The organism is Pseudomonas chlororaphis subsp. aurantiaca (genome assembly GCF_013466605.1).
Taxonomy (GTDB): domain Bacteria; phylum Pseudomonadota; class Gammaproteobacteria; order Pseudomonadales; family Pseudomonadaceae; genus Aquipseudomonas; species Aquipseudomonas chlororaphis_I.
Map to the genome: position 1 here is coordinate 2,579,205 of NZ_CP059162.1, position 19,643 is coordinate 2,598,847.

20 protein-coding genes are annotated in these 19,643 nt (G+C 64.1%); 10 read left to right on the top strand and 10 right to left on the bottom strand.

The genetic code is table 11. The features are described 5' to 3' along the window. Nucleotides 1-79 precede the first annotated feature (79 nt). The gene (locus H0I86_RS11985) at nt 80-1,321 is read left to right on the top strand and encodes an MFS transporter (protein WP_180925167.1); all 1,242 of its coding nucleotides are present in this window, start codon (nt 80-82) and stop codon (nt 1,319-1,321) included. Here H0I86_RS11985 and H0I86_RS11990 read toward each other — a convergent pair. Then, entirely contained in the window at nt 1,318-1,944 is a 627-nt protein-coding gene (locus H0I86_RS11990; RefSeq protein ID WP_180925168.1) for a TetR/AcrR family transcriptional regulator, read from the bottom strand. The genes H0I86_RS11985 and H0I86_RS11990 overlap by 4 nt on opposite strands. A 102-nt stretch (nt 1,945-2,046) precedes the next feature. Between H0I86_RS11990 and H0I86_RS11995 the strand changes: the two genes are divergently transcribed. Further along, nucleotides 2,047-2,661 carry an NAD(P)H-dependent oxidoreductase gene (locus tag H0I86_RS11995; RefSeq protein ID WP_180925169.1) on the top strand — a complete coding sequence of 205 codons (615 nt, stop codon included), beginning with the start codon at nt 2,047-2,049 and terminating at the stop codon, nt 2,659-2,661. Nucleotides 2,662-2,726: 65 nt separating this feature from the next. Here H0I86_RS11995 and H0I86_RS12000 read toward each other — a convergent pair whose 3' ends face one another. Further along, nucleotides 2,727-3,044, bottom strand: coding sequence for a DUF2388 domain-containing protein (locus H0I86_RS12000; RefSeq protein WP_007924983.1), 318 nt, complete (start codon nt 3,042-3,044; stop codon nt 2,727-2,729). A 167-nt stretch (nt 3,045-3,211) separates the two neighbouring features. Next, entirely contained in the window at nt 3,212-4,585 is a 1,374-nt protein-coding gene (gene ppnN, locus H0I86_RS12005; RefSeq protein WP_009048358.1) for a nucleotide 5'-monophosphate nucleosidase PpnN, read from the bottom strand. 293 nt (nt 4,586-4,878) lie between these two features. Here ppnN and H0I86_RS12010 point away from each other — a divergent pair, with 293 nt between their 5' ends. The 3 genes from H0I86_RS12010 to H0I86_RS12020 all read left to right on the top strand — a co-directional run bounded on the left by H0I86_RS12010 (nt 4,879) and on the right by H0I86_RS12020 (nt 8,020). Next, nucleotides 4,879-7,008 carry a C1 family peptidase gene (locus H0I86_RS12010; protein WP_180925170.1) on the top strand — a complete coding sequence of 710 codons (2,130 nt, stop codon included), beginning with the start codon at nt 4,879-4,881 and terminating at the stop codon, nt 7,006-7,008. Beyond that, nucleotides 7,005-7,415: a hypothetical protein gene (locus H0I86_RS12015; protein WP_180925171.1), complete on the top strand. Its 411-nt coding sequence runs from the start codon at nt 7,005-7,007 to the stop codon at nt 7,413-7,415. The genes H0I86_RS12010 and H0I86_RS12015 overlap by 4 nt, the downstream gene beginning before the upstream one ends. Nucleotides 7,416-7,615: 200 nt before the next feature. Then, entirely contained in the window at nt 7,616-8,020 is a 405-nt protein-coding gene (locus H0I86_RS12020; RefSeq protein WP_180925172.1) for a response regulator, read from the top strand. Nucleotides 8,021-8,108: 88 nt separating this feature from the next. Here the strand turns inward: H0I86_RS12020 and H0I86_RS12025 are convergent, their stop codons facing one another. Then, nucleotides 8,109-8,978, bottom strand: a complete 870-nt coding sequence (locus tag H0I86_RS12025) for an oxaloacetate decarboxylase (RefSeq protein ID WP_009048360.1) — start codon at nt 8,976-8,978, stop codon at nt 8,109-8,111. Between the two features lie 504 nt (nt 8,979-9,482). Between H0I86_RS12025 and H0I86_RS12030 the strand changes: the two genes are divergently transcribed. Next, on the top strand, nt 9,483-10,022 hold the full coding sequence (locus H0I86_RS12030; protein ID WP_180925173.1) for a DUF4174 domain-containing protein: 540 nt from the start codon (nt 9,483-9,485) through the stop codon (nt 10,020-10,022). Between the two features lie 100 nt (nt 10,023-10,122). Here the strand turns inward: H0I86_RS12030 and H0I86_RS12035 are convergent, their stop codons facing one another. Continuing rightward, on the bottom strand, nt 10,123-11,346 hold the full coding sequence (locus tag H0I86_RS12035; RefSeq protein ID WP_180925174.1) for an aspartate aminotransferase family protein: 1,224 nt from the start codon (nt 11,344-11,346) through the stop codon (nt 10,123-10,125). 100 nt (nt 11,347-11,446) lie between these two features. Here H0I86_RS12035 and H0I86_RS12040 point away from each other — a divergent pair, with 100 nt between their 5' ends. After that, entirely contained in the window at nt 11,447-12,349 is a 903-nt protein-coding gene (locus H0I86_RS12040; protein ID WP_124334528.1) for a LysR family transcriptional regulator, read from the top strand. A gap of 79 nt (nt 12,350-12,428) precedes the next feature. On the opposite strand, the gene H0I86_RS12045 is transcribed toward H0I86_RS12040, so the two are convergent. The 4 genes from H0I86_RS12045 to H0I86_RS12060 all read right to left on the bottom strand — a co-directional run bounded on the left by H0I86_RS12045 (nt 12,429) and on the right by H0I86_RS12060 (nt 16,188). Further along, on the bottom strand, nt 12,429-14,267 hold the full coding sequence (locus H0I86_RS12045; protein ID WP_180925175.1) for a flavin monoamine oxidase family protein: 1,839 nt from the start codon (nt 14,265-14,267) through the stop codon (nt 12,429-12,431). Nucleotides 14,268-14,418: 151 nt separating this feature from the next. Then, complete coding sequence (locus tag H0I86_RS12050; protein WP_180925176.1) at nt 14,419-14,925, bottom strand: NUDIX hydrolase; 507 nt, start codon at nt 14,923-14,925, stop codon at nt 14,419-14,421. A gap of 8 nt (nt 14,926-14,933) precedes the next feature. Continuing rightward, entirely contained in the window at nt 14,934-15,641 is a 708-nt protein-coding gene (locus H0I86_RS12055; RefSeq protein WP_180925177.1) for an NUDIX hydrolase, read from the bottom strand. A 1-nt stretch (nt 15,642) separates the two neighbouring features. Further along, nucleotides 15,643-16,188 (bottom strand): adenylyltransferase/cytidyltransferase family protein, encoded by a 546-nt coding sequence (locus H0I86_RS12060; RefSeq protein WP_180925178.1) that lies wholly within the window; start codon nt 16,186-16,188, stop codon nt 15,643-15,645. A 182-nt stretch (nt 16,189-16,370) separates the two neighbouring features. Between H0I86_RS12060 and H0I86_RS12065 the strand changes: the two genes are divergently transcribed. From H0I86_RS12065 to nadE, 3 genes are read left to right on the top strand one after another with little or no spacing between them, the layout of a single operon-like run. Beyond that, nucleotides 16,371-17,018 carry a nicotinamidase gene (locus tag H0I86_RS12065; protein ID WP_081363238.1) on the top strand — a complete coding sequence of 216 codons (648 nt, stop codon included), beginning with the start codon at nt 16,371-16,373 and terminating at the stop codon, nt 17,016-17,018. Nucleotides 17,019-17,027: 9 nt separating this feature from the next. After that, nucleotides 17,028-18,257: a nicotinate phosphoribosyltransferase gene (pncB, locus tag H0I86_RS12070; RefSeq protein WP_180925179.1), complete on the top strand. Its 1,230-nt coding sequence runs from the start codon at nt 17,028-17,030 to the stop codon at nt 18,255-18,257. 1 nt (nt 18,258) lies between these two features. Further along, the gene (gene nadE / locus H0I86_RS12075; protein ID WP_180925180.1) at nt 18,259-19,086 is read left to right on the top strand and encodes an NAD(+) synthase; all 828 of its coding nucleotides are present in this window, start codon (nt 18,259-18,261) and stop codon (nt 19,084-19,086) included. Between the two features lie 76 nt (nt 19,087-19,162). Here nadE and H0I86_RS12080 read toward each other — a convergent pair whose 3' ends face one another. Continuing rightward, complete coding sequence (locus tag H0I86_RS12080) at nt 19,163-19,630, bottom strand: hypothetical protein (RefSeq protein WP_180925181.1); 468 nt, start codon at nt 19,628-19,630, stop codon at nt 19,163-19,165. Nucleotides 19,631-19,643 lie beyond the last annotated feature (13 nt).

A 19,643-nucleotide genomic window follows, 5' to 3' on the forward strand; every position in this document is an offset into this window, starting at 1 on the left:
ACTCTATAAAAAACATGAATTTTATTTATCGAATTCGAGGCTGTAGCGTGGCCCCGTCCCTGACCGATGGAGCGCCCCAATGTCCACCCCGCAGCCGCTGTCTCCCGCCGAACGCTACTGGCAGCGCAACCTCGCGGTGTGCGCCCTGGGGGCGTTCACCACCATTGTCGCGATGACCCTGCTGTTACCGTTCCTGCCGTTGTACGTCGAGCAACTGGGCGTCAGCGACCCGGCGGCCATCGTCCAGTGGTCCGGCGTGGCCTTTGGCGCGACCTTTCTGTCGGCGGCGATCACCGCGCCCTTGTGGGGCCGCCTGGGCGATCGCTATGGGCGCAAGCTGATGCTGATCCGCGCCAGCCTCGGCATGGCGCTGGCCATGTCGCTGATCGGCCTGGCGGAGAACGTCTGGCAACTGGTGTTGCTGCGCCTGCTGGCAGGCTTGCTCGGCGGTTATGCCTCGGGGGCGACCATCCTGGTCGCCACGCAAACCCCCAAGGCGCGCTCCGGTTGGGCGTTGGGCGTGCTGTCTTCGGGGATCATGGCCGGCAGCCTGGCCGGGCCTTTGGTAGGTGGCCTGCTGCCGCCGCTGATCGGCATCCGCAGCACCTTCTTTATCGCCGGCGCGGTGATCTTCGTGACCTTCCTGGCCACCACCTTCCTGCTGAAGGAGGCGCCGCGCGAGCCGCGCACGGCGACGCAAAAGGGCCAGGCGCCGGACCATTCCTGGGCATCGGTGACGGACAAGAAACCACTGCTGAGCATGTTCGCGGTGGCTTGCCTGCTGATGTTCGCGACCATGTCCATCGAGCCGATCATCACCGTGTATCTGCAGGAACTGCGGGCGGAAAACGTCACGCTGATGGCGGGGCTGGTGATGTCCGCCACGGCCCTGGGCAGCATCATTTCCGCTTCGCAGCTGGGCAAGCTGGCCGACCGTATCGGCCACTGGCGGGTGCTCACTGTATGCCTGGCCGCGGCGGCGCTGTTGCTGATTCCCCAGGCGCTGGTCAGCGCCCCCTGGCAACTGGTGCTGCTGCGTTTTCTCATGGGCCTGGCCCTGGGCGGGCTGTTGCCTTGCATCTCCAGCATCATTCGCCATTCGGTGCCGGAAAACATCGCCGGGCGGATGCTTGGCTACTCGACTTCCAGCCAGTACGTCGGGCAGGTGCTCGGCCCCCTGGCCGGGGGCTTTCTCGGCGGGCACTTCGGTATGCGCACGGTGTTTGTCGGCACCTGCGGCGTCATGGCCTTGTGTGCCCTTGTGACCTGGTGGTTCGGCTCGATGAAACCTGCCGTGGCGGTGGCAGGTGAAGCCGGTTAAGCCGGGCCGGCACCACGCCGCGCGCTGCGCTCGACCATGGCGACAATGGTCTCGAACAGCTCGTCGCGGGCCTGCTCGCGGCTGATTTCTCCGGTGGCCGCGGCATGGGACAGCGCCTCGGCGGCCCCGAGCATCGCCCGCAGGCTAGCCGTGGCTATGGTCCCGGGGGCCGCGAAGGGGGCGAGGGCGGCGCGGCATTTTTCCAGGAAGATCAGCTCGTACTCCTCCTTGATCCGCGCCAGTTCCGGCGTACTGGCCAGCGCGGCGATCACCCCGGGGATCTCCCGGCCCTGGGTCAGCACGCAGTCGACATAAGAGCCTGCGATAACTGTCGCGCGGCTGTCCAGGGTCGCTTCGCTGCGGTCCAGGGCGGCGTCCATCAGCAGCGTCTGGCGTGCATCGAAGTCCTGGTAGAGCGCCGCCAGCAGCCCGGCGCGGGTGACGAAATGGTCATAGACCACCGGCTTGGTCACTCCGGCCTGTTCGGCGAGGCGGCCCAGGGTCAGGGCCTCGGTGCCTTCCGCGCCGATCAATTGCCAGGCCACTTCCAGCAACTGTTGCAGGCGCTCTTCCCGGGACAGGCGGCGACGGGGTGGTGAAGCCTCGGAGAGGGTGCTTGACATGCTTATATACCAAAAGTAACTTACTGTTCGTAACTTACTAAAAGTATATAGGGCCTGGTTGCCGCCCTCAATCCATTTGCCCCATTTGCAGGAGTCCTCGCCATGCATGCGCTTATCGTTGTCGCCCACCATGATCCCCGCTCGCTCAGTCACAGCCTGGCGACCCAGGTCGCCGAGGGCCTTGGGCCGTCCCATTCGTTCGAGGTCGCCGACCTGTTCGCCGAGGCGTTCGACCCACGCTTCAACGTCGCCGACCACGCGGTCCATCGCCGGCAGGAACAGCCCCCGGCCGACGTGCTGGCCGAGCAGGCGCGCATTGATCGCGCGGATGCGCTGGTGCTGGTCTATCCGGTGTACTGGTGGTCGATGCCGGCGCTGCTCAAGGGCTGGATCGACCGGGTGTTCGCCAACGGCTGGGCATTCGATTTCAACCTCGAAGCCAATCGCTTTGAGAAGAAGCTCGGACACCTGCGGGTGCATCTGCTCGGCGTCGGTGGGGCCGATGCCGGCACTTACGGGCGCCACGGCTACGAGACGGCGATGAAGACCCAGATCGATCACGGGATCTTCGATTACTGCGGCGCGCGGGTGCTGACCTCGCAGCTGTTGCTGGAATCGGAAAGCCAGGACCCGGCGCTGCATTTGCGCACGGCCCGGACCATCGGTCGTGGTCTGTTCACCCGCGCCGAAACCGCCGCGGCGGTCCAGGCGGGGTGAAAGGGGGATGTGTCCTGTGCGGCTCCGCGACGTCCCGGTCGCGGAGCGCAGGACGGCACAGGCCGTTAGTGCCCGGCGGGCTGCGCCTGTTGAGTGAGGATGGCCCTGGCCAGTTCTTCATCGCTGGCGTTGAGGCCTGGGTTTTCCTGGCGGATTTTCTGCAGCACCGACTCCAGGTAGACACCACGGATGGCACCACCGCTGGCGACGAAACTGGAAGCGTCGTCACGGGCGGGAATCACCATCTTGTCGTCCTTGAAGGTCGAGTACAGCGAGGCGGAAACCCCTGCCGAGGTGGCGACATCACCCGCATCGACACGGGCCATGGCTGAACCTGCGGGCAGACAGAGCAACAACGAAGAAACGAGTAATAGGCGGCGCATGAGGGCGTCCTCCGACAGCATGAAGCAAAAAGGAAGTGCTACACAATCTAGGATGCGCGGCGCAGCCCAGGAGTTCCCTGGGCGCTCGCTGTGCCCGCTGGCCGGCGTTTTCTGTGGGGCCGCAAGCAGCCCCCGGCATTGCACCGGGGGCTGTGGTCACTGGGCTGTCAGCTGACGACCCGGTAGCACGGCACATAGGCCGCGCCGCCCGGCAGTTTCATCCGGTGCTGCTGGACGAAGGATTTGAGCAGGTGATCCAGCGGCTGCATGATCGCGGTGTCGCCGTGGATTTCGTACGGGCCGTGCTTCTCGATCAGGCGGATGCCCTTGTCCTTGACGTTGCCGGCGACGATGCCGGAGAACGCGCGGCGCAGGTTGGCCGCCAGTTCGTGGGACGGCAGTGCGTGGTCCAGTTGCAGGCCGGCCATGTTGGCGTGGGTCGGGTCGAACGGACGCTGGAAGCCTTCGTCGATTTTCAGCAGCCAGTTGAAGTGGAAGGCGTCGTTGCGTTCTCGGCGGAACTGCTTGACCTCCTTGAGCCCCTCGGTCATCTGCCGGGCGACCTCGGCCGGGTCGTCGATGATGATCTGGTACAGGCTGTGGGCCGCATCGCCCAGGGTCGCGCCGACGAAGGCATGCAACTGCTCCAGGTACGGCGCGGCGCTTTTCGGCCCGGTGAGGATTACCGGGAACGGCAGGTCGCGGTTGTCCGGGTGCATGAGGATGCCCAGCAGGTACAGGAACTCCTCGGCGGTGCCAGCGCCGCCCGGGAAGATGATGATGCCGTGGCCGACGCGGACGAAGGCTTCCAGGCGCTTCTCGATGTCCGGCAGGATCACCAGCTCGTTGACGATCGGGTTCGGCGCCTCGGCGGCGATGATGCCCGGCTCGGTGAGGCCCAGGTAACGGCTGCCGCTCATGCGCTGCTTGGCATGGGCAATGGTCGCGCCCTTCATCGGGCCCTTCATCACGCCCGGGCCGCAACCGGTGCAGACGTCCAGTTTGCGCAGGCCCAGCTCATGGCCGACCTTCTTGGTGTACTGGTATTCCTCGGTGCTGATCGAGTGGCCGCCCCAGCACACCACCATCTTCGGCTCCACGCCCGGGCGCAGGGTGCGGGCGTTGCGCAGCAGGTGGAAGACGTAGTCGGTGATGCCCTGGGAGCTTTCCAGGTCGATGCGCTGGCTGGCCAGCTCGCTTTCGGTGTAGACGATGTCGCGCAGGGCGCTGAACAGCATTTCCCGGGTGCTGGCGATCATCTCGCCATCGACGAAGGCATCGGCCGGGGCGTTCAGCAGTTCCAGGCGCACGCCACGGTCCTGCTGGTGGATGCGAACCTCGAAATCCTTGTAGGCGTCGAGGATGGTCTTGGCGTTATCGACGTGGGCGCCGGTATTGAGGATGGCCAGGGCGCACTGGCGGAACAGGGCATAGATGCTGCCGGAACCGGCTTCGCTGAGTTGTTGCACTTCACGTTGGGACAAAGTCTCCAGGCTGCCTTTGGGGCTGACCGAAGCGTTGATGACGTGTCTTGGTTGCATTCTGGATTCCTTGAAAGCGAGACCACCGGCCCATGCGGGCCCATGGCTTAAGAATAGTGAGCGGCGGTCGGGACGCCGGGAAAAACATTCTCCCGGGCTTCACGACGCAAAGGCAAACGGGGCCACTGGAACGTACGGCCCGTGCGCCTCGCTACTTTCTCACAGCTGGTGGTCCGAAGCGAAAGCGGCGTGCATTGCCCTTGGCTATGCTCAGCCCATTCACCCATAGGGCTGGGGAGCGCAACCGGGCGCCAGCAGTGCCAGTCTCGTCACGACATCGGGAGTGCGTGAACATGGCATCTGCATCCGAGCGTTCCGCGGTCAAGAAGGGCAAGGCTGCGGCTACCCCCAAAACAGGCGAGAAAAAAAACACGAAAAAAACCGCTGCCGCCAAGGCTGGCAAGAAGGTCGCCAGCCGCAAGACCGCCACGGCCCCGGTGCGGGTGTTGAACGTACGGCCGGACGGCCTGGATTTTCGTGACACCATGTATATCCCGACCCTGGTGGAAGTCCCGGTACGCCGCGAACTCAGCGACTACCGCGAGACCAGGGTGCCGGTACTCGACCAGGGCCAGGAAAACGCCTGCACCGGTTATGGCCTGGCGACAGTGGCGCATTACCTGCTGCGCACCCGTCGCTATCAGTCCGACGCCACGCTCGTCAGCCCGCATATGCTGTACGACCTGGCCCGCCGTTATGACGAATGGGCCGGCGAGGCGGACGAAGGTTCCAGTTGTCGTGGGGCGATGAAGGGCTGGTACAAGCACGGGGTGTGCCCGGCGCCGCAGTGGCAGGCCGGCAACCAGGCCACGACCCTGACCCAGGTGCTGGCCGAAGAGGCGGCGCTGCGTCCGCTGGGGGCCTACTTCCGGGTCAACCACACCGACATCGTCGCCATGCATGCGGCGATTGCCGAAGTCGGCGTGCTGTATGCCAGCGCCAGTGTGCATGAGGGTTGGCATGTGGTCGGTGGGGATGGCCATATCCAGCCTTCGGCGAACATTCTCGGCGGGCATGCCTTCGCGATCGTTGCCTATGATCAGGACGGTTTCTGGATTCAGAACTCCTGGGGCGAGACGTGGGGGTACGAGGGTTTTGCCCACCTGCGCTACGACGACTGGCTGGCCAACGGCGCGGATGCCTGGGTTGCGCGGCTCGGTGCGCCGATCACCCTGCGCGTGCCACTGCAGGCGAGCTCGCAGGCCAAGGCGGTGGCGGCGGCTTCGTCCAGCGAGACCCTGCGGGAGATTCGCCCGCACGTTATCAGCCTGGGCAACGACGGCGCCTTCGACCCGCGTGGCGACCTGGCGACCACCGCGGCCAGCGTCCAGGAAATATTCGCCGTGGACTTCCCGCGCATCACCGCCGGCTGGGCGAAAAAACGCATCGTGGTGTATGCCCACGGCGGCCTGGTGACGCAGGCCGGGGCCATCGAAACCGTGGCCGGCTACCGCGCGGCCATGTTGCAGGCCGAGTGTTATCCGCTGGCGTTCATCTGGAAGACCGATTACTGGAGCACTCTGGGCAACATGTTGGCCGATGCCGCCCGGCGCCGGCGCTCCGAAGGAGTACTGGATGCGACCAAAGACTTCATGCTCGACCGCCTGGACGATGCGCTGGAGCCCATTGCCCGGCTGCTGACCGGCAAGGCCGAGTGGGACGAAATGAAGGAAAACGGCCTGCGTGCCACGGTCAGTGCCAACGGCGGGGCGCGGGTGGTGGCCAAGGCCCTGGCGCGCCTGGCTGCCCAGGGAGTGGAGATCCATATCGTCGGACACAGCGCGGGCAGCATCCTGCTGGCGCCGATGGTGCAGTACCTGGTTTCCAGGGGCACGATGAGCAGCGGGCCGATGGCGCGCAGCCAGCTGAAGGGGCTGGAGGTGAGGATTGCCAGTTGCCACCTGTGGGCGCCGGCCTGCACCGTCAAGCTGTTCCGCGAGACGTACCTGGCGCCGATCCGTGACAAGCGCATCCAGAAGTTCGGCCTGTTCACCCTGACCGACCAGGCCGAGCGCGATGACCACTGTGCGCATATCTACAACAAGTCCTTGCTGTACCTGGTTTCCGATGCTTTCGAGGACAAGGTGCGCATCCCGCTGATTCGGCCCGACGGTGAACCTATCCTCGGCATGGAGCGCTTCGTCACCGGCGAAAGTGATCTGGCGCAGCTATTCGCCAGCACCTCGAACGCCGACTGGGTGCGCGCGCCCAACGACTTGCCGATGGGCAATCAGAATGCCTCCGGGGCCCGTCACCATGGCGACTTCGACAACGATGAAACCACGGTCCGCGCGACCCTGGCGCGGATTCTCGGGCTAGGCGGAGCGCGGCATGCCCTGGTGCTGTCGCAACCCATCGCCGAGCGGGTGCAACGGCGGCGCCAGGTGGACCTGGCCAGCAGCATCGGACGGCGGCAACCATGAGCATGCCTTCACAGACCCTGCCCATCGTGGTACTGGCCGACCAGTCCTGTGTCGCCAGCGAGTTCGAGATCGAGGCCGGTCATCGCTACCGCTTCCTGGTGGAAGGCCTGTGGGCCGATGCCAAGGACCCGCCGACCGGGCCCGAGGGAGTGGCGCACCCGGGCGGCATCCGCGAGGGCTTCGGCTGGGCCAGGCGATTGCCCGAGGCCGCCTGGATGGCGCTGCTGGTGCGCACCGAAGGCCCAACGGGCAAGTCGCCCTGGCGCCTGCTCGGGGGCGGCGATCAGGTCTGGTCGGACCTGCCGTCGGGGCGCTTGCAGTTCTGTGCCAATGACGTGCTGGGCTTCTACTGGAACAATTCAGGGAAGATGGACGTCAGGGTGATCGATGTCACCCAGGATGCTTAGCCTGGGAGCGGCTTTGGGGGCAGGTGGGAGCCCGGCGCCCCTGGCGGTCATCCCGTTGCCGCCGGCGCAACCGACGGTGCGTGGGCTGTCTTGTCCGACACCTCGGCAGGCCGAATGAATTTATCGGCCCGGCACTGCTCATAACTCTAAATGGCGTAATCGTGCCAGGGTCGTGTACGCAGTCAGGGAGCGGCATCCTCATGAGTCCAGTGTCATCCGTCAATCCAGGCCAGCCTTCTCGCCTGCTGTTGGTGGTCGAGGACGAGCCGATGATCCTGGACTTTCTCTGCGAGATCCTGCAGGACGAGGGTTTCGCGACCCAGGCCATGCCCAGCGCGGATGAGGCGCTGTTGTTCCTGGAAAGCCATCCGGAGCAGGTGCGCCTGCTGCTGACCGATATCAATATGCCGGGCACCCTGAACGGCGCGGGCCTGGCCAACCGGGTGCGCGAGCGCTGGCCGGGCATGCCGGTGCTGGTGATGTCCGGTTACGAGACGCCGCAGAGCTCCGGCATCCGCTACCCGGTGTCGTTCATCCGCAAGCCCTGGACCATCGGGCAGATCCTCGACAGTGTCGATGAGGCGTTGAACGGGACGGGGGAATAGAGAGTGGGGCGGGGGGAGGAGCGAAGCGGCTTTCGACCACCCAGGACCTCGGGTCCTCGGTGATCGCAAGGGAGGGTGAGCTAGCGGCTCACTCTTTGACGCTCATGAACTCTTTGGCCCAGACGATGTAGTCCTCGGGCTGGGTGTAGGTGTGGGCCAGCTCGGTGGCGCTGAGGTCCGAGGCCTGGGTGAAGATCTGCCGCTGTTCGCGCAGGCAGTCGTAAGTGGCCTTGATCGCCGCGAAATACGCCGCGTGGCCGTCAACGATGATCTTCGCGCCCAGTTGCGCCAGGCGCGCATCGTCGCGCAGCGCCGGGTTGCCGTAGGTCACCAGCATCAAGGGCACCGACAGGTGCTCGGAAATCTGTTCCAGTTGCTCGAAATCCTTGACCCCGACCATGCAGATGCCGTCGGCGCCGGCGCGCTCGTATTGCTGGGTACGGCTGATGATTTCCTGGATCGGCAGGATCGCCGCGTTGGTCCGCGCGATGATTGCCAGTTCCGGGTCGACCCGGGCTTCCAGCGCCGCGCGGATCTTGCCCACGCCTTCGGCGACCGAGATCAGGTCGGTGGACTTGCGCCCGAACTGGGCCGGCAGCAGGGTGTCTTCGATGGTCAGGGCGGCGACGCCGGCGCGCTCCAGTTCGACCACGGTGCGCATCACATTGAGGGCGTTGCCGTAGCCGTGGTCGGCGTCGGCGATCACCGGCAGTTGGGCGACGCGGCCGATGCGGGTGGCCTGCTCGGCGAATTCGCTCAGGGTGATCAGGGCGAAGTCAGGCGCGGCCAGCACCTGCAGCGAGGCGACGGAGCCGCCGAGAATGCCGACTTCGAACCCCAGGTCGGCGGCGATCCTCGCCGACATCGGGTCGAAGACAGAGGCAGTGTGGAAGCAGGAGTCTGAAGCGATCAACTCGCGAAAACTACGGCGTAAATCTTGATGAGACAGCCTGGACATACGAACTCCCGGAAGGAGGTAAAAGAGATGCCGACGATAGCGTCGAGTCAAAAATGCAATCGGTCGTCCAGCGAGCCTGTATAGGAGGGTCGCTGCGAAAACCTGGGCAGATGAAGACGAAGCAAGCAGGTATGAAACGGCGGGTGACGCCGCACCGGATGGAAAAAGCCAGGCGGGCGCTCTTGTTATGGCCGGGATGAAGGCTATCACGCCGCCGCCGCGAAAATGATGACGAATTCGTATGGACCCATGCCAGAACGGCATAGGCCATGCCGGTTGTCATGGGCGCCAAGGCGGGTCGCTCATGCCGAATAGGACGGTTCGCTCATCACTGGTGTTTATGGGAGTGTCGATCGCTCGCGGCGAAAACGAGCCTGCGCAGCGACGGTTCCCGCACCACGGATCATGGGCATGGCTCAATAAAATGTCAGAATTTGAGTCCAGGTCTGGACCTTTTCCCCTGATGCGCAATCATTAGGACGTGGATACCCAAAGGAGAGACGCATGTTCATTCGGTCATTGACCCTCGCAACGCTGCTCGCTGTCGTCGGCCCCGCAATGGCGGCCGACAACGAAGGCCCCCTGGCCCAGGACCAGGGCAAGGCGCGCCCACTGATCGTGATCGCGCCCAGCACCGTGGACCCGACCCTGGTGGCGCTGAAGAAATCCCTCGACGAGCCGGCCAACCGCCAGGCCTTCAGCGAACGCAACATGGTGCTCTACACGGTGATCAACACCATCGGCCAACGCGACGGCAAGGACCTGGACCCGCAATCGACCATGGCGTTGATCCGCAGCCTGAAGCTCGGCGCCGGGGCGCAGACCAAGGTGATCCTGGTGGGCAAGGACGGCGAGAAGAAGCTCGAGCATTCCGGGGCCATCGAACTCAAGGAAGTCTTCAGCACCATCGACCAGCTGCCGGCGGCGGAGAAGGAAGCCATTGCGCCGACGTTAGCGCCGGTCTCGGAAGTCAAGGCAGCCCATGCCGGCAAAGCCGCCAGATCGGGCAAGCCTGCGGCGCCACCCAAACCGCTGGACGACTGAACACCGCACAGTATCGCGAGCAAGCCTGCTCCCAACAGGAGCGGGCTTGTTCGCGATAGCGTTCCATCTCACCTCGCCTGACCGTCCGTCCGGCATCGGCTCACGATACCGCCAGCACTCCTGCCTCTTTTGTTGCATTGCCATCGACCTCGGCGTTTTGCAATGTCCGGCTGACCCCGCGCACGATCATCTCGACTTCCCGCTCGTCGATGATCAGCGCTGGCAGCAGGCGGATGGTGCTGCCCCGGGTCACATTGATCAGCAGCCCGTGATCCTGCGCTGCCCGTAGCGCCAGCTCGCGCCGTGGGGCTTTCAGCTCGATGCCGATCATCAGCCCCAGGCCACGTACCTGCAGGACCTGTGGATGATCGGCCAGCTCCGCCCGCAAGCGTTGCAGCAGGTACTCGCCCTGGCGCCTGGCGTTGGCCAGCAGGCCTTGTTCTTCGATGATCTCCAGCACGGTGCAGGCCACCCGGCAAGCCAGCGGGTTGCCGCCGAAGGTGCTGCCGTGGCTGCCGGGGGTGAACAGGTGCGCGGCCTTGCCCCGGGCCAGGCAGGCACCGATGGGGATGCCGTTGCCCAGGCCTTTGGCCAGCGTCATCACGTCCGGGACTACGCCTTCATGCTGGCAGGCGAACCACTGGCCGGTGCGGCCGATGCCGGTCTGGATCTCGTCGAGCATCAGCAGCCAGTTGCGCCGGCTGCACAGTTCGCGCACGCCCTTCAGGTAGCCGGGCGGGGCCAGGCGGATACCGCTTTCGCCCTGGATCGGTTCCATCAGCACCGCGGCGATACGCGGGCCGTGGGCCTGTGCGGCTTGCTCCAGGGCAGCCAGGTCGCCGAAGGGCACCTTGAGAAAATCCCCCGGCAGCGAGTTCAGGCCCAGGCGCACCGCCGGCCCGTCGCTGGCCGCCAGGGTGCCCAGGGTACGGCCGTGGAAGGCGTTCTCCATGACAATCACCAGCGGCCGCTCGATGCCTTTGTGCCAGCCGTGCAGCCGCGCCAGCTTCAGCGCGGTCTCGTTGGCTTCGGCGCCGGAGTTGTTGAAGAACGCCCGGTCCATCCCGGCCAGGCGGGTCAGCCGCTGCGCCAGCCGCTGTTGCCAGTCGATGCCGTAGAGGTTGGAGGTGTGCAGCAGCAGGCCGGCCTGTTCGCTGATGACGCTGACCAGCCTGGGATGGGAATGGCCGACGCCCGTCACCGCCACGCCGGCCACCGCGTCCAGGTATTCGCGGCCGGCCTGGTCCCAGAGGCGCGTGCCCAGGCCGCGGGTGAAGCTCAGCGGCAGCGGCTGATAGGTGTTCATCAGGCAGGTGGCGGTCATGACGGGAAGCTCCATCCAAGGGGTGTGCGGGCAGTATCGTTAGCCACCTGGGCTAGATAAACTCGTCAATTCTTTAATCATCTTCAAGTCAGGGTTGATAATGGATCTGTTCCAGGCGATGTCTGTGTACGTGAAGGTGGTGGAGGCAGGGAATATGACTGCCGCCGCCCGTGAGTGCGGCCTGTCCACCACCATGGTCGGCAATCACCTGCGGGCCTTGGAGCAGCGCCTCGGGGTCAGCCTGCTCAGCCGCACTACAAGGCGCCAGCGCCTGACCGAGTTCGGCGCCGAGTATTACCAGCGTTGCCTGGCGGTGCTGGGGCTGGTGGCGGACTCCGAGCGCATGGCGGAACAGGTCCAGGGCGAGCCGTCCGGCACCCTGCGCATCACCGCGCCGCTGACCTTCGGCACCGAGCGCCTGGCGCCGGCCCTGAGCGAATTCCAGCAGCGCTGTCCGCAGGTCAAGGTAGAGCTGACACTGGCCAACCAACGCTTCGACCTGATCGACGGTGCCTTCGATGTGGCTTTTCGCCTGGGAAACCTGGACACCTCGTCGCTGATCGCCCGGCCCCTGGAGGACTACACCCTGACCATCTGCGCCGCGCCGGACTATCTACAGCGCTGCGGCACGCCACGAGTCCCGGAGGACTTGCAGCACCACAACTGCCTGGCGTTCGCCTATCCGGCCGGTGACGAGTGGAGTTCCACTGCCACCCAGTGGCCGTTGCGCGGGCCCGAGGGGGACGTGCTGATTCCAGTGTCCGGCTCGTTGCTGACCAACACCTCGTCCGGCCTGCACCGCGCGGCGCGGGGTGGCCTGGGGGTGGTGATGATGCCCGATGCCCTGGTGGAAGAAGACCTGCAACAGGGACGGCTGGTGCCCGTGCTGCAGGACTATCAGTTGCCCCGGCGGGCGATGCATCTGCTCTACGCCCAGGACCGTTACCGCCTGCCCAAGCTGCGCAGTTTCGTCGAGTTCGCCTTGGAGAAATGGGGGCGCTAAGCAAGCGCCAGGTCATGAAACAAAGACCCCGTCGTGCCGGTCTGGCAGCGACGGGGTCTGAAGTGACGCTATTTACCGGTCAGCTCAACTCGACCGGTTTCAACTGCTCCCAGGACTCCACCGGCCCCGGGTTGTTCGGTTGGCTGCCGCCGCCAAAACAGACCGCCAGTTTGTTCAGCGCATTGATCGCGGTGGTGACCGCGCCTTCGGCCCAGCCGGCGGTCCAGGACACGTCATCGCCCGCCAGGATGAAGCGGTCGGGATTGCCCGTGTCGATGCCGCTCATGAACTGGGAAAAGATCCGCCGCTGATATTCGTACTGCCCTGGCAGGTTCATCTTGAAGGCGCCCAGGTACAGCGGCTGATCCTCCCAGTTGTGCTCCACGAACGCATCGCCCGTGCTGTATTGCTCGTTGAGGTTGATCCCCGGGTAGATGTTGTCCAGCAGGTTGGTGCACAGCTCGACATGCTGCGGCAACGGCGCGGGGCGGTCGCCGAGGAATTTCAGCGCATCGTCGTTCCAGGTGTAGGACAGGAAGATCCCGCTGCCTTTGTAGTCGCCCTTGCTGGCCGAGTAGTCGACCAGGTAAGTGCCGCGGGTCAGGCGGTCGGAGAGGGTGATGCTCATCTTGCGTTGCTCGTCGCCCACCACCGGGTCGTTCCAGAACGGGCGCTGGGTGGCGGCGAAAATCTTCGCCGACTGCATGTAGTGGGTGTACATGATGGCTTCCCAGGTATCGATGGGCAGCAGGCTGTTCATGGCGGGAAGGCTTTGTGGGTTCCCCGAGTAGCGCAGTTTGTCGAGGATCCGCACATGCGGGGTGTAGATGACGCTGGGGAAGTGGCACTGCTGGGTCTGCCGGGTGCGGGTGTCGGTGATGGCGACGCGGAAGGAGCCGTCCGGCTGGCGTTCGATGTGTCGCACCTCCTTGTGGAACGGGTCGGCGAATACCTCGCGCGACAGCGCTTCGACCGTGGTGTCCTCGCCCCAGTGCAGCATCACGTCACCCAGTTCTTTCGGCGCCTTGGACCAGAGTCGTTGCGGCAGGCTCGAGGAACCGTCGAACATCAGTTGGTGGTCGGCGTCCAGGCCGGTGTACAGCACGCGCAGCAACTCGAGGATGCTGTTGGGATAGTCGGTGTTCCAGCCGCCGGTGCCGAAGCCGATCTGGCCGAACAGGTCGATGTCGGCCTTGCTCCAGCCGGAGTTTTCCAGGAGCGCGGCGTAGAAGCTGACGTCGTCGCCGCTGGTTCCCGACTGAGGTTTGACGATGGCATTCCAGAGCTGCTTGATCTTCTGTTGATCGATGAAGCCCTCGGTCATGGCCTTTTCCAGATCTTTGAAGTGGTAGTTTTCCAGGAAGTCATCGAAGAATTGGTTTTCCAGCTCGACGTATTCCTGTGGCTTTGGAAAGGCCGGGTTGCCGTCCACTTCGTAATAGACCTTCTCCCCACGGTAATCGACCACCGTACTGATCGCCGCGGCAGTCCCCGGGTTGGGAAAGTCCGCCGAGTTCTCGGTCATGCCGACTTTGCGGAAGTAGTGGAACAACGCCTTGCCCGACACCGGGAAACGCATGGCGCCCAGTTCACAGAGCACCTGGCTGCCCGGGTTTTCGGGGTCGCCCTGGACCTTGGAGTAGAGCCGTCCGCCGATGCGCTCGGAGGCTTCGACCACCACCGGGTGCAGGCCCATGCGCATGGCTTCATAGGCGGCGACCAGGCCGGCGACGCCAGCGCCGACGATCAACACTTTCTGCCCATAGTTCGCCGGGTCTACCTGGCAGGGGGGAAGCTTTCGATTAGCCGCGCTCTGCAAATAGTTGGCGTAGTGAAAGGGGAAGTCCGGAATCAGCGCAGTGACATCCTTGTTCATGCGCAGGGGAGAGCGGTTGGTTCTTGAAGGAATCGCAGACATGGGGTATCTCCTTGAAAGTCATTTCCATGTGTTTCCACTGGCTCGATGGCTCTATATCCATAGTCGCCAGAGGCTTCAGCCTAGAGCAGATTCCGGGGTTGTATAGGTTGGGCGGGATTTGTGCGGCTTCGCTTTGGAGAAGTGGGGGGCGTTAGGCCGACTCGCTGGCCAGCAGCATCATCGCCGCCGACAGGGTGTGGCCGTCGGTGATCTGGCCGGTGGCAATCATCGTCATCAATTCCTGGTGACTGACCCACAACAGATTGTCCACTTCACCATCGGTGGTGGCGGCCTGTTGCTCGACAATCTGCACCTGACACACCGCCACCGCGCTGGCGATCAGCGAAGTATTGCTGTGCAGCAGGCCCAGTTCGCGAACGTGCGACGCCTGCCAGCCGGTTTCCTCCAGCAATTCGCGGGCCGCGGCGTCAACAGCACTTTCCCCTGCATCGATGGCGCCGCGGGGAAACTCGATGGACTGGCCGCCGATGGCCCGCCGCTTGAGGTTGACCAGCATCAACCGGCCATCGGTCAGGGTCGGTACGGCCACCACGCCGTTCACCGCCCGGGGTTCCTTGATGATGAAGTAGCCTTGCTCACGGACCACCTTGAAATACGGGGTATCCAGCAGGCACTGGTTGTCGGCGATGGAACTCATGGGGGGTATCACTCCAGAAAACAGCGATCGAACAGGTACAGCTCGGTGAGCTTGAGATTTTCCACTGTGGCTTGCGGCCGGCCGCCGTCGCCGCTCTTCTTGCGTCCGGTATCGCGCAGGTGGCCGGCTTCGCACATCTTCAACAGGCGCTGGCGGATGCTGGTCTTGAGCACCGGCCGTTGCAGCACCAGGGAGAAGATGCTCACCGCTTCGGGGGCGCTGAACTCGCTGCCGAGAAACATCAGCGGCAGGCTGCTGTACAGGGATTTGGAAAACAGCCGCTCGTGCACCTGGGCCACCAGGCTGTTGTGGTCGAAGGGCAGCTTGAAACTGCCGCTGGCCACGTCCCCGAGGGCAAAGAAACCCTGCTGCGGGCCGGGCTCCACCGGTTCGCTGACGATCCCCAGGTAGAAGGTCGAGGACGACCAGCAGCGCGGGTCGCGAAAGGCGTCGCCGACCGTGCCCACCTGCTCCAGCCAGGCCAGGGGCATGCCCACCTTGCTGGAGCGCCGCAGACGCTCCACCGCATCATTCAGGCTGCGATCCTCGACATCGCCATTGACCACGATGCCTGGCAGCGCCCAGTGCCCGGCGAAAGGTTCGCTGTCGCGTTGATGGAGGAGGATTTCCAGTTCAGAGCGCTCGCGGTTATAGCGCAGCAGGCACAGGTCGATGGTGTGCAGGTAGGCACTGGGGTAGGGGGGGCGGTCGTGCATATCAACTTCCGTGGACGGCGTAGAGGCCGTAGTTTAGCGGATTCATTCCCGGTGCCAGCCACTGGCTTGGCGGTGTTTCGCCGCGGGCCAGGCACTGGCGCAACAGGGTACTGCGTACCCCCGGTTGTTCCTCGATCCGCAGGATGGAAAAGCGCCGCTGCAGTTCTTCGCCACGATGGAACCTGGGCAACTGGCGCGCCACGTCTTCACCCACCACCAGGGCAATGCGCTTGCCGTCCAGAGCCAGGTCGTCCGCCAGGCGTTGCAGCAGGGCGTAGCTGTAGACCGGGGCGGGATCGGCCAGGGCCAGTTGCTGCTCCAGGCGGCTCACTGCCAGTTCGGCGGGGCACTCCGGTTGCAAGTGCCGGGTAATGGCCTGCAACCAGTTCACTCGTTGCTCGAAGTCGGCCATGCGCTTGCCGTCCGGATGGCGAAAGCTGGGGACCACCAGCACGCGCCGGGCGTGGCGGGCGGCTTCGAGCATGACCCGGGCGTGACCGGCGTGGGGCGGGTTGAAGGCACCGCCATAGAGGGCCAGTTCAAACATCTGCTTCTCCTCTTTTGGTACATGACGTGTACTTTATCATTGCTTGTGTGCACAGGGAATCGACATATTTGGCGCTGTTTATAATATTGGATTGGGTGGTTTAAATAAAAAAACAGGGTCAAGGGATTGCCATGAAAGTACATGACATGTACTTTGTGATCCATGCAGAGGAGAAAACCAGCATGAACAGCCAAACGATGAAGACCGCTTCCTTCGATGTCGATGCACAAAAGAGCTTCACCCCGCTGTGCCCAGGCGAGTTGCCCGTGGCCGAGGGTGACCGCATCGGTGGCGAGCTGAATTTCATGGCGACCCTGGCCAGCCTGCGCATCGGCAGCAAGGACGCCCACAGCCCCCAGGCCCCCTGGGTGGTGGCCGAGCCCGGACAGATGCTCCAGCCCACCGGCCTGGAGCATGCCGACCTGACCTGGGTCAGCCACTGCGTACCGGGCACCGAAGGGTTCACCCTGCTGGACGAATTACCGACTCCCTATGACTACGACTACTTCGTGTGGAAAGGCGTGGAGCCGGACCTGCACCCCTACGGAGCCTGCTACCACGACCTGCACGGCAAGCTGTCCACCGGGGTCATCGAGTACCTCGACCGTCAGGGCGTGCAACGGGTCATTGTCGGCGGCCTGGCCCTGGATTTCTGCGTCAAGACTACTGCCCTGCAACTGGCCGCCGCGGGCTTCAAGGTGATCATCCACCTGCCGGCCTGCCGCGCCATCAGCGCAGAGGGCGCCACCCAGGCGATCGACGAGATGCAACAAGCGGGTATCGCGGTTGCCGCGACCCGCGAAGAAACCGCCAGATTGGCCAGTGCCTGAGGAGTCACCATGGAAAGTGCATTTGACCGTGACAACGGCGTGATTCAGAGCCTGCTGGACACCGACTACTACACCTTCACCATGATGCAGGCGGTGCTGCACCAGCACCCCAATGTCGAGGTGGAATACCAGTTCATCGTTCGCTCCAAAGAGTCCCTGGCGCATCTGATCCCAGAGATCCGCCAGGAACTGGAAAAGCTCGCCAGCCTGCAGATGCGCGAAGGCGAACAGCGCTTTTTATTCAACAAGCGTTTTCGCGAGTACCTGACCCCGGACTTCGAGCAGTTTCTCGGCCTGTTCCGTTTCAACCTGCGCTACATCCACGTGGCGGCGGTCGATGGCCAACTGAGCATTCGCGTCCGTGGCCCGATGTTGCACTGCATCATGTTCGAACAGCCGGTGCTGGCCATGGTCAGTGAGTTGCGCAACCGCGACAGGTACCCGGAGGTGGAGCTTGCGGACGTTACCCGCCGGCTCTATCAGAAGTTCGAATGGCTGGAGAAAAACGCCAGCCGCGAAGAGCTCGCCGAGCTGCGGGTCTCGGACTTCTCTACGCGTCGACGCCTGTCGTTCAAGGCCCAGCGCGAGGTGGTGAAGATCATGCGCAGCGACTTTCCCGGGGTCTTCGTCGGCACCAGCAACGCCCACCTGGCCTACGAGTTCGACCTGCCGCTGATCGGCACCATGGCCCACCAGTGGCTGATGGTGCACCAGCAATTGGGCCGGCTGCGGGAGAGCCAGAACACAGCCCTGGAAAACTGGGTGCACGAATACCGCGGCCGCCTGGGCATTGCCCTGACCGACTGCATCAGCACGGACTTCTTCCTCAAGGACTTCGACCTGTACTTCGCCAAGCTCTACGACGGCCTGCGCCAGGATTCCGGGGACCCGATTGCCTGGGCCGACAAGGTCCTGGCCCGCTACCGGGAACTGGGCATCGATCCACGGACCAAGGACCTGATGTTCTCCGACGGCCTGAACTTCGAGAAATGCCTGCCGATCCTGCGCCATGTGCGTGGCCAGGCGAAGTTCGGCTTTGGCATGGGCACCAGCCTGGCCTGCGACGTCGAAGGCGTCGAACCGCTGAGCATCGTGATGAAGCTGGTGCGGGTGCATGGCGAACCGGTGGTGAAGTTCTCCGATGACCCGATCAAGAACGTCTGCGAAGACCCGTCGTTCCTCAGGTACGCGGCGCAGGTGTTCAACGTCAACCTCAGCAACTCGCCCCTGGAGGCCTGATATGAGCAGCCAGACCCAAGAACGAATTGCCCGGGAGCTGGGTATCGATCGGCAATTGGCGCGCGGAGACGAAGCCGCGGAAATCGTCCGGCGCGTGGATTTCATCCAGCAGGTGTTGCGCGAGTCCGGCGGCAAGACCCTGGTGCTGGGCATCAGCGGCGGCGTCGACTCCCTGACCGCTGGCCGCCTGTGCCAGCTGGCGGTGGAGCAGATGCGCGGGGCAGGGCACGACGCCCGTTTTATCGCCATGCGCCTGCCCTATAAAAACCAGGCTGACGAACACGATGCCCAGGTCTCCCTGGACTTTATCCGCCCGGACTCGGTCAGCACCTGCAACATTGCCGACAGCGTCGACGGTTTGATGAGCCAGGTGCGGATCGATGGCTTGCAGCCGTCGGCCGAACTGACCGACTTCGCCAAGAGCAACGTCAAGGCGCGGGCGCGGATGCTGGCGCAGTATGCGGTCGCCAACTTCAGCAACGGCCTGGTGGTGGGGACCGACCACGGGGCCGAGGCCCTGATGGGGTTTTTCACCAAATACGGCGACGGTGCCTGCGACCTCGCTCCGCTGTCGGGCCTGACCAAGACTCAGGTACGCGCGCTGGCCGAGGCGCTTGGCGCTCCCGGGCATCTGGTGCACAAGGCCCCCACGGCGGACCTTGAAGAACTGGCGCCGGGCAAGCTGGACGAAACGGCTTATGGTTGCAGCTACGCCGAGATCGACGCCTACCTGATGGGCGAGCCTGTGTCCGATGCCGTGCGCCAGCTGATCGAAACCGCCTACCAGCGCACCGCCCACAAACGCGCCTTGCCACGCACTCCCGCCTGACTCCTCTATGGCTGTAGGAGCCGGCTCGCCAGCGAAGAGGTCCGCAAGGCCGTCTTCGCCGGCAAGCGCAAGGCCGTCAATCCGGCCACTTCTTCAGTGCCGCTCGGCACTCTTCGGTCAGCTCGGACATGTGTTCCTGCACTTCTAGCCAACCCAACAGCTCCAGAGCCTCTTGGGCGTCCAGGCGCAGCGGCGCCCATTGTGGGTGTTCAAAGCCATTGTCTTCGAGGGTCATTCCATAGGCTTGCGGGCTCAGGGCTTCACAGGCACTCAACAGGGTTTGCAACCGCTGGTGCAAATGCGGCGCCAGGCGCGCAGGGAAACGCTGCACAAAGTGCACGAGATAATCGAGATAGTCAGACCACAGATTGCACTCCGCGCAGCAGCCGATCTCCGTTCGCTGCCGGCCTGCATCCAGGGCCAGGAATTCCAGGGCTGGGCCTAGTTCGCCGACCAGGATGATTTTTCGGTACTCGTCCTGGCCATACCAGGTCCAGATCCTCGAGCCGATGGTTTGTGTCTCGTCGATGCCCGCTTGCACCATTTGCCTTCTCCTT

Bases quoted from the DNA above. Each gene is read 5' to 3' on its own strand.
- H0I86_RS11985 (WP_180925167.1), top strand. From the start codon at position 80: ATGTCCACCCCGCAGCCGCTGTCTCCCGCCGAACGCTACTGGCAGCGC.
- H0I86_RS11990 (WP_180925168.1), bottom strand. From the start codon at position 1,944: ATGTCAAGCACCCTCTCCGAGGCTTCACCACCCCGTCGCCGCCTGTCC.
- H0I86_RS11995 (WP_180925169.1), top strand. From the start codon at position 2,047: ATGCATGCGCTTATCGTTGTCGCCCACCATGATCCCCGCTCGCTCAGT.
- H0I86_RS12000 (WP_007924983.1), bottom strand. From the start codon at position 3,044: ATGCGCCGCCTATTACTCGTTTCTTCGTTGTTGCTCTGTCTGCCCGCA.
- ppnN (WP_009048358.1), bottom strand. From the start codon at position 4,585: ATGCAACCAAGACACGTCATCAACGCTTCGGTCAGCCCCAAAGGCAGC.
- H0I86_RS12010 (WP_180925170.1), top strand. From the start codon at position 4,879: ATGGCATCTGCATCCGAGCGTTCCGCGGTCAAGAAGGGCAAGGCTGCG.
- H0I86_RS12015 (WP_180925171.1), top strand. From the start codon at position 7,005: ATGAGCATGCCTTCACAGACCCTGCCCATCGTGGTACTGGCCGACCAG.
- H0I86_RS12020 (WP_180925172.1), top strand. From the start codon at position 7,616: ATGAGTCCAGTGTCATCCGTCAATCCAGGCCAGCCTTCTCGCCTGCTG.
- H0I86_RS12025 (WP_009048360.1), bottom strand. From the start codon at position 8,978: ATGTCCAGGCTGTCTCATCAAGATTTACGCCGTAGTTTTCGCGAGTTG.
- H0I86_RS12030 (WP_180925173.1), top strand. From the start codon at position 9,483: ATGTTCATTCGGTCATTGACCCTCGCAACGCTGCTCGCTGTCGTCGGC.
- H0I86_RS12035 (WP_180925174.1), bottom strand. From the start codon at position 11,346: ATGACCGCCACCTGCCTGATGAACACCTATCAGCCGCTGCCGCTGAGC.
- H0I86_RS12040 (WP_124334528.1), top strand. From the start codon at position 11,447: ATGGATCTGTTCCAGGCGATGTCTGTGTACGTGAAGGTGGTGGAGGCA.
- H0I86_RS12045 (WP_180925175.1), bottom strand. From the start codon at position 14,267: ATGTCTGCGATTCCTTCAAGAACCAACCGCTCTCCCCTGCGCATGAAC.
- H0I86_RS12050 (WP_180925176.1), bottom strand. From the start codon at position 14,925: ATGAGTTCCATCGCCGACAACCAGTGCCTGCTGGATACCCCGTATTTC.
- H0I86_RS12055 (WP_180925177.1), bottom strand. From the start codon at position 15,641: ATGCACGACCGCCCCCCCTACCCCAGTGCCTACCTGCACACCATCGAC.
- H0I86_RS12060 (WP_180925178.1), bottom strand. From the start codon at position 16,188: ATGTTTGAACTGGCCCTCTATGGCGGTGCCTTCAACCCGCCCCACGCC.
- H0I86_RS12065 (WP_081363238.1), top strand. From the start codon at position 16,371: ATGAACAGCCAAACGATGAAGACCGCTTCCTTCGATGTCGATGCACAA.
- pncB (WP_180925179.1), top strand. From the start codon at position 17,028: ATGGAAAGTGCATTTGACCGTGACAACGGCGTGATTCAGAGCCTGCTG.
- nadE (WP_180925180.1), top strand. From the start codon at position 18,259: ATGAGCAGCCAGACCCAAGAACGAATTGCCCGGGAGCTGGGTATCGAT.
- H0I86_RS12080 (WP_180925181.1), bottom strand. From the start codon at position 19,630: ATGGTGCAAGCGGGCATCGACGAGACACAAACCATCGGCTCGAGGATC.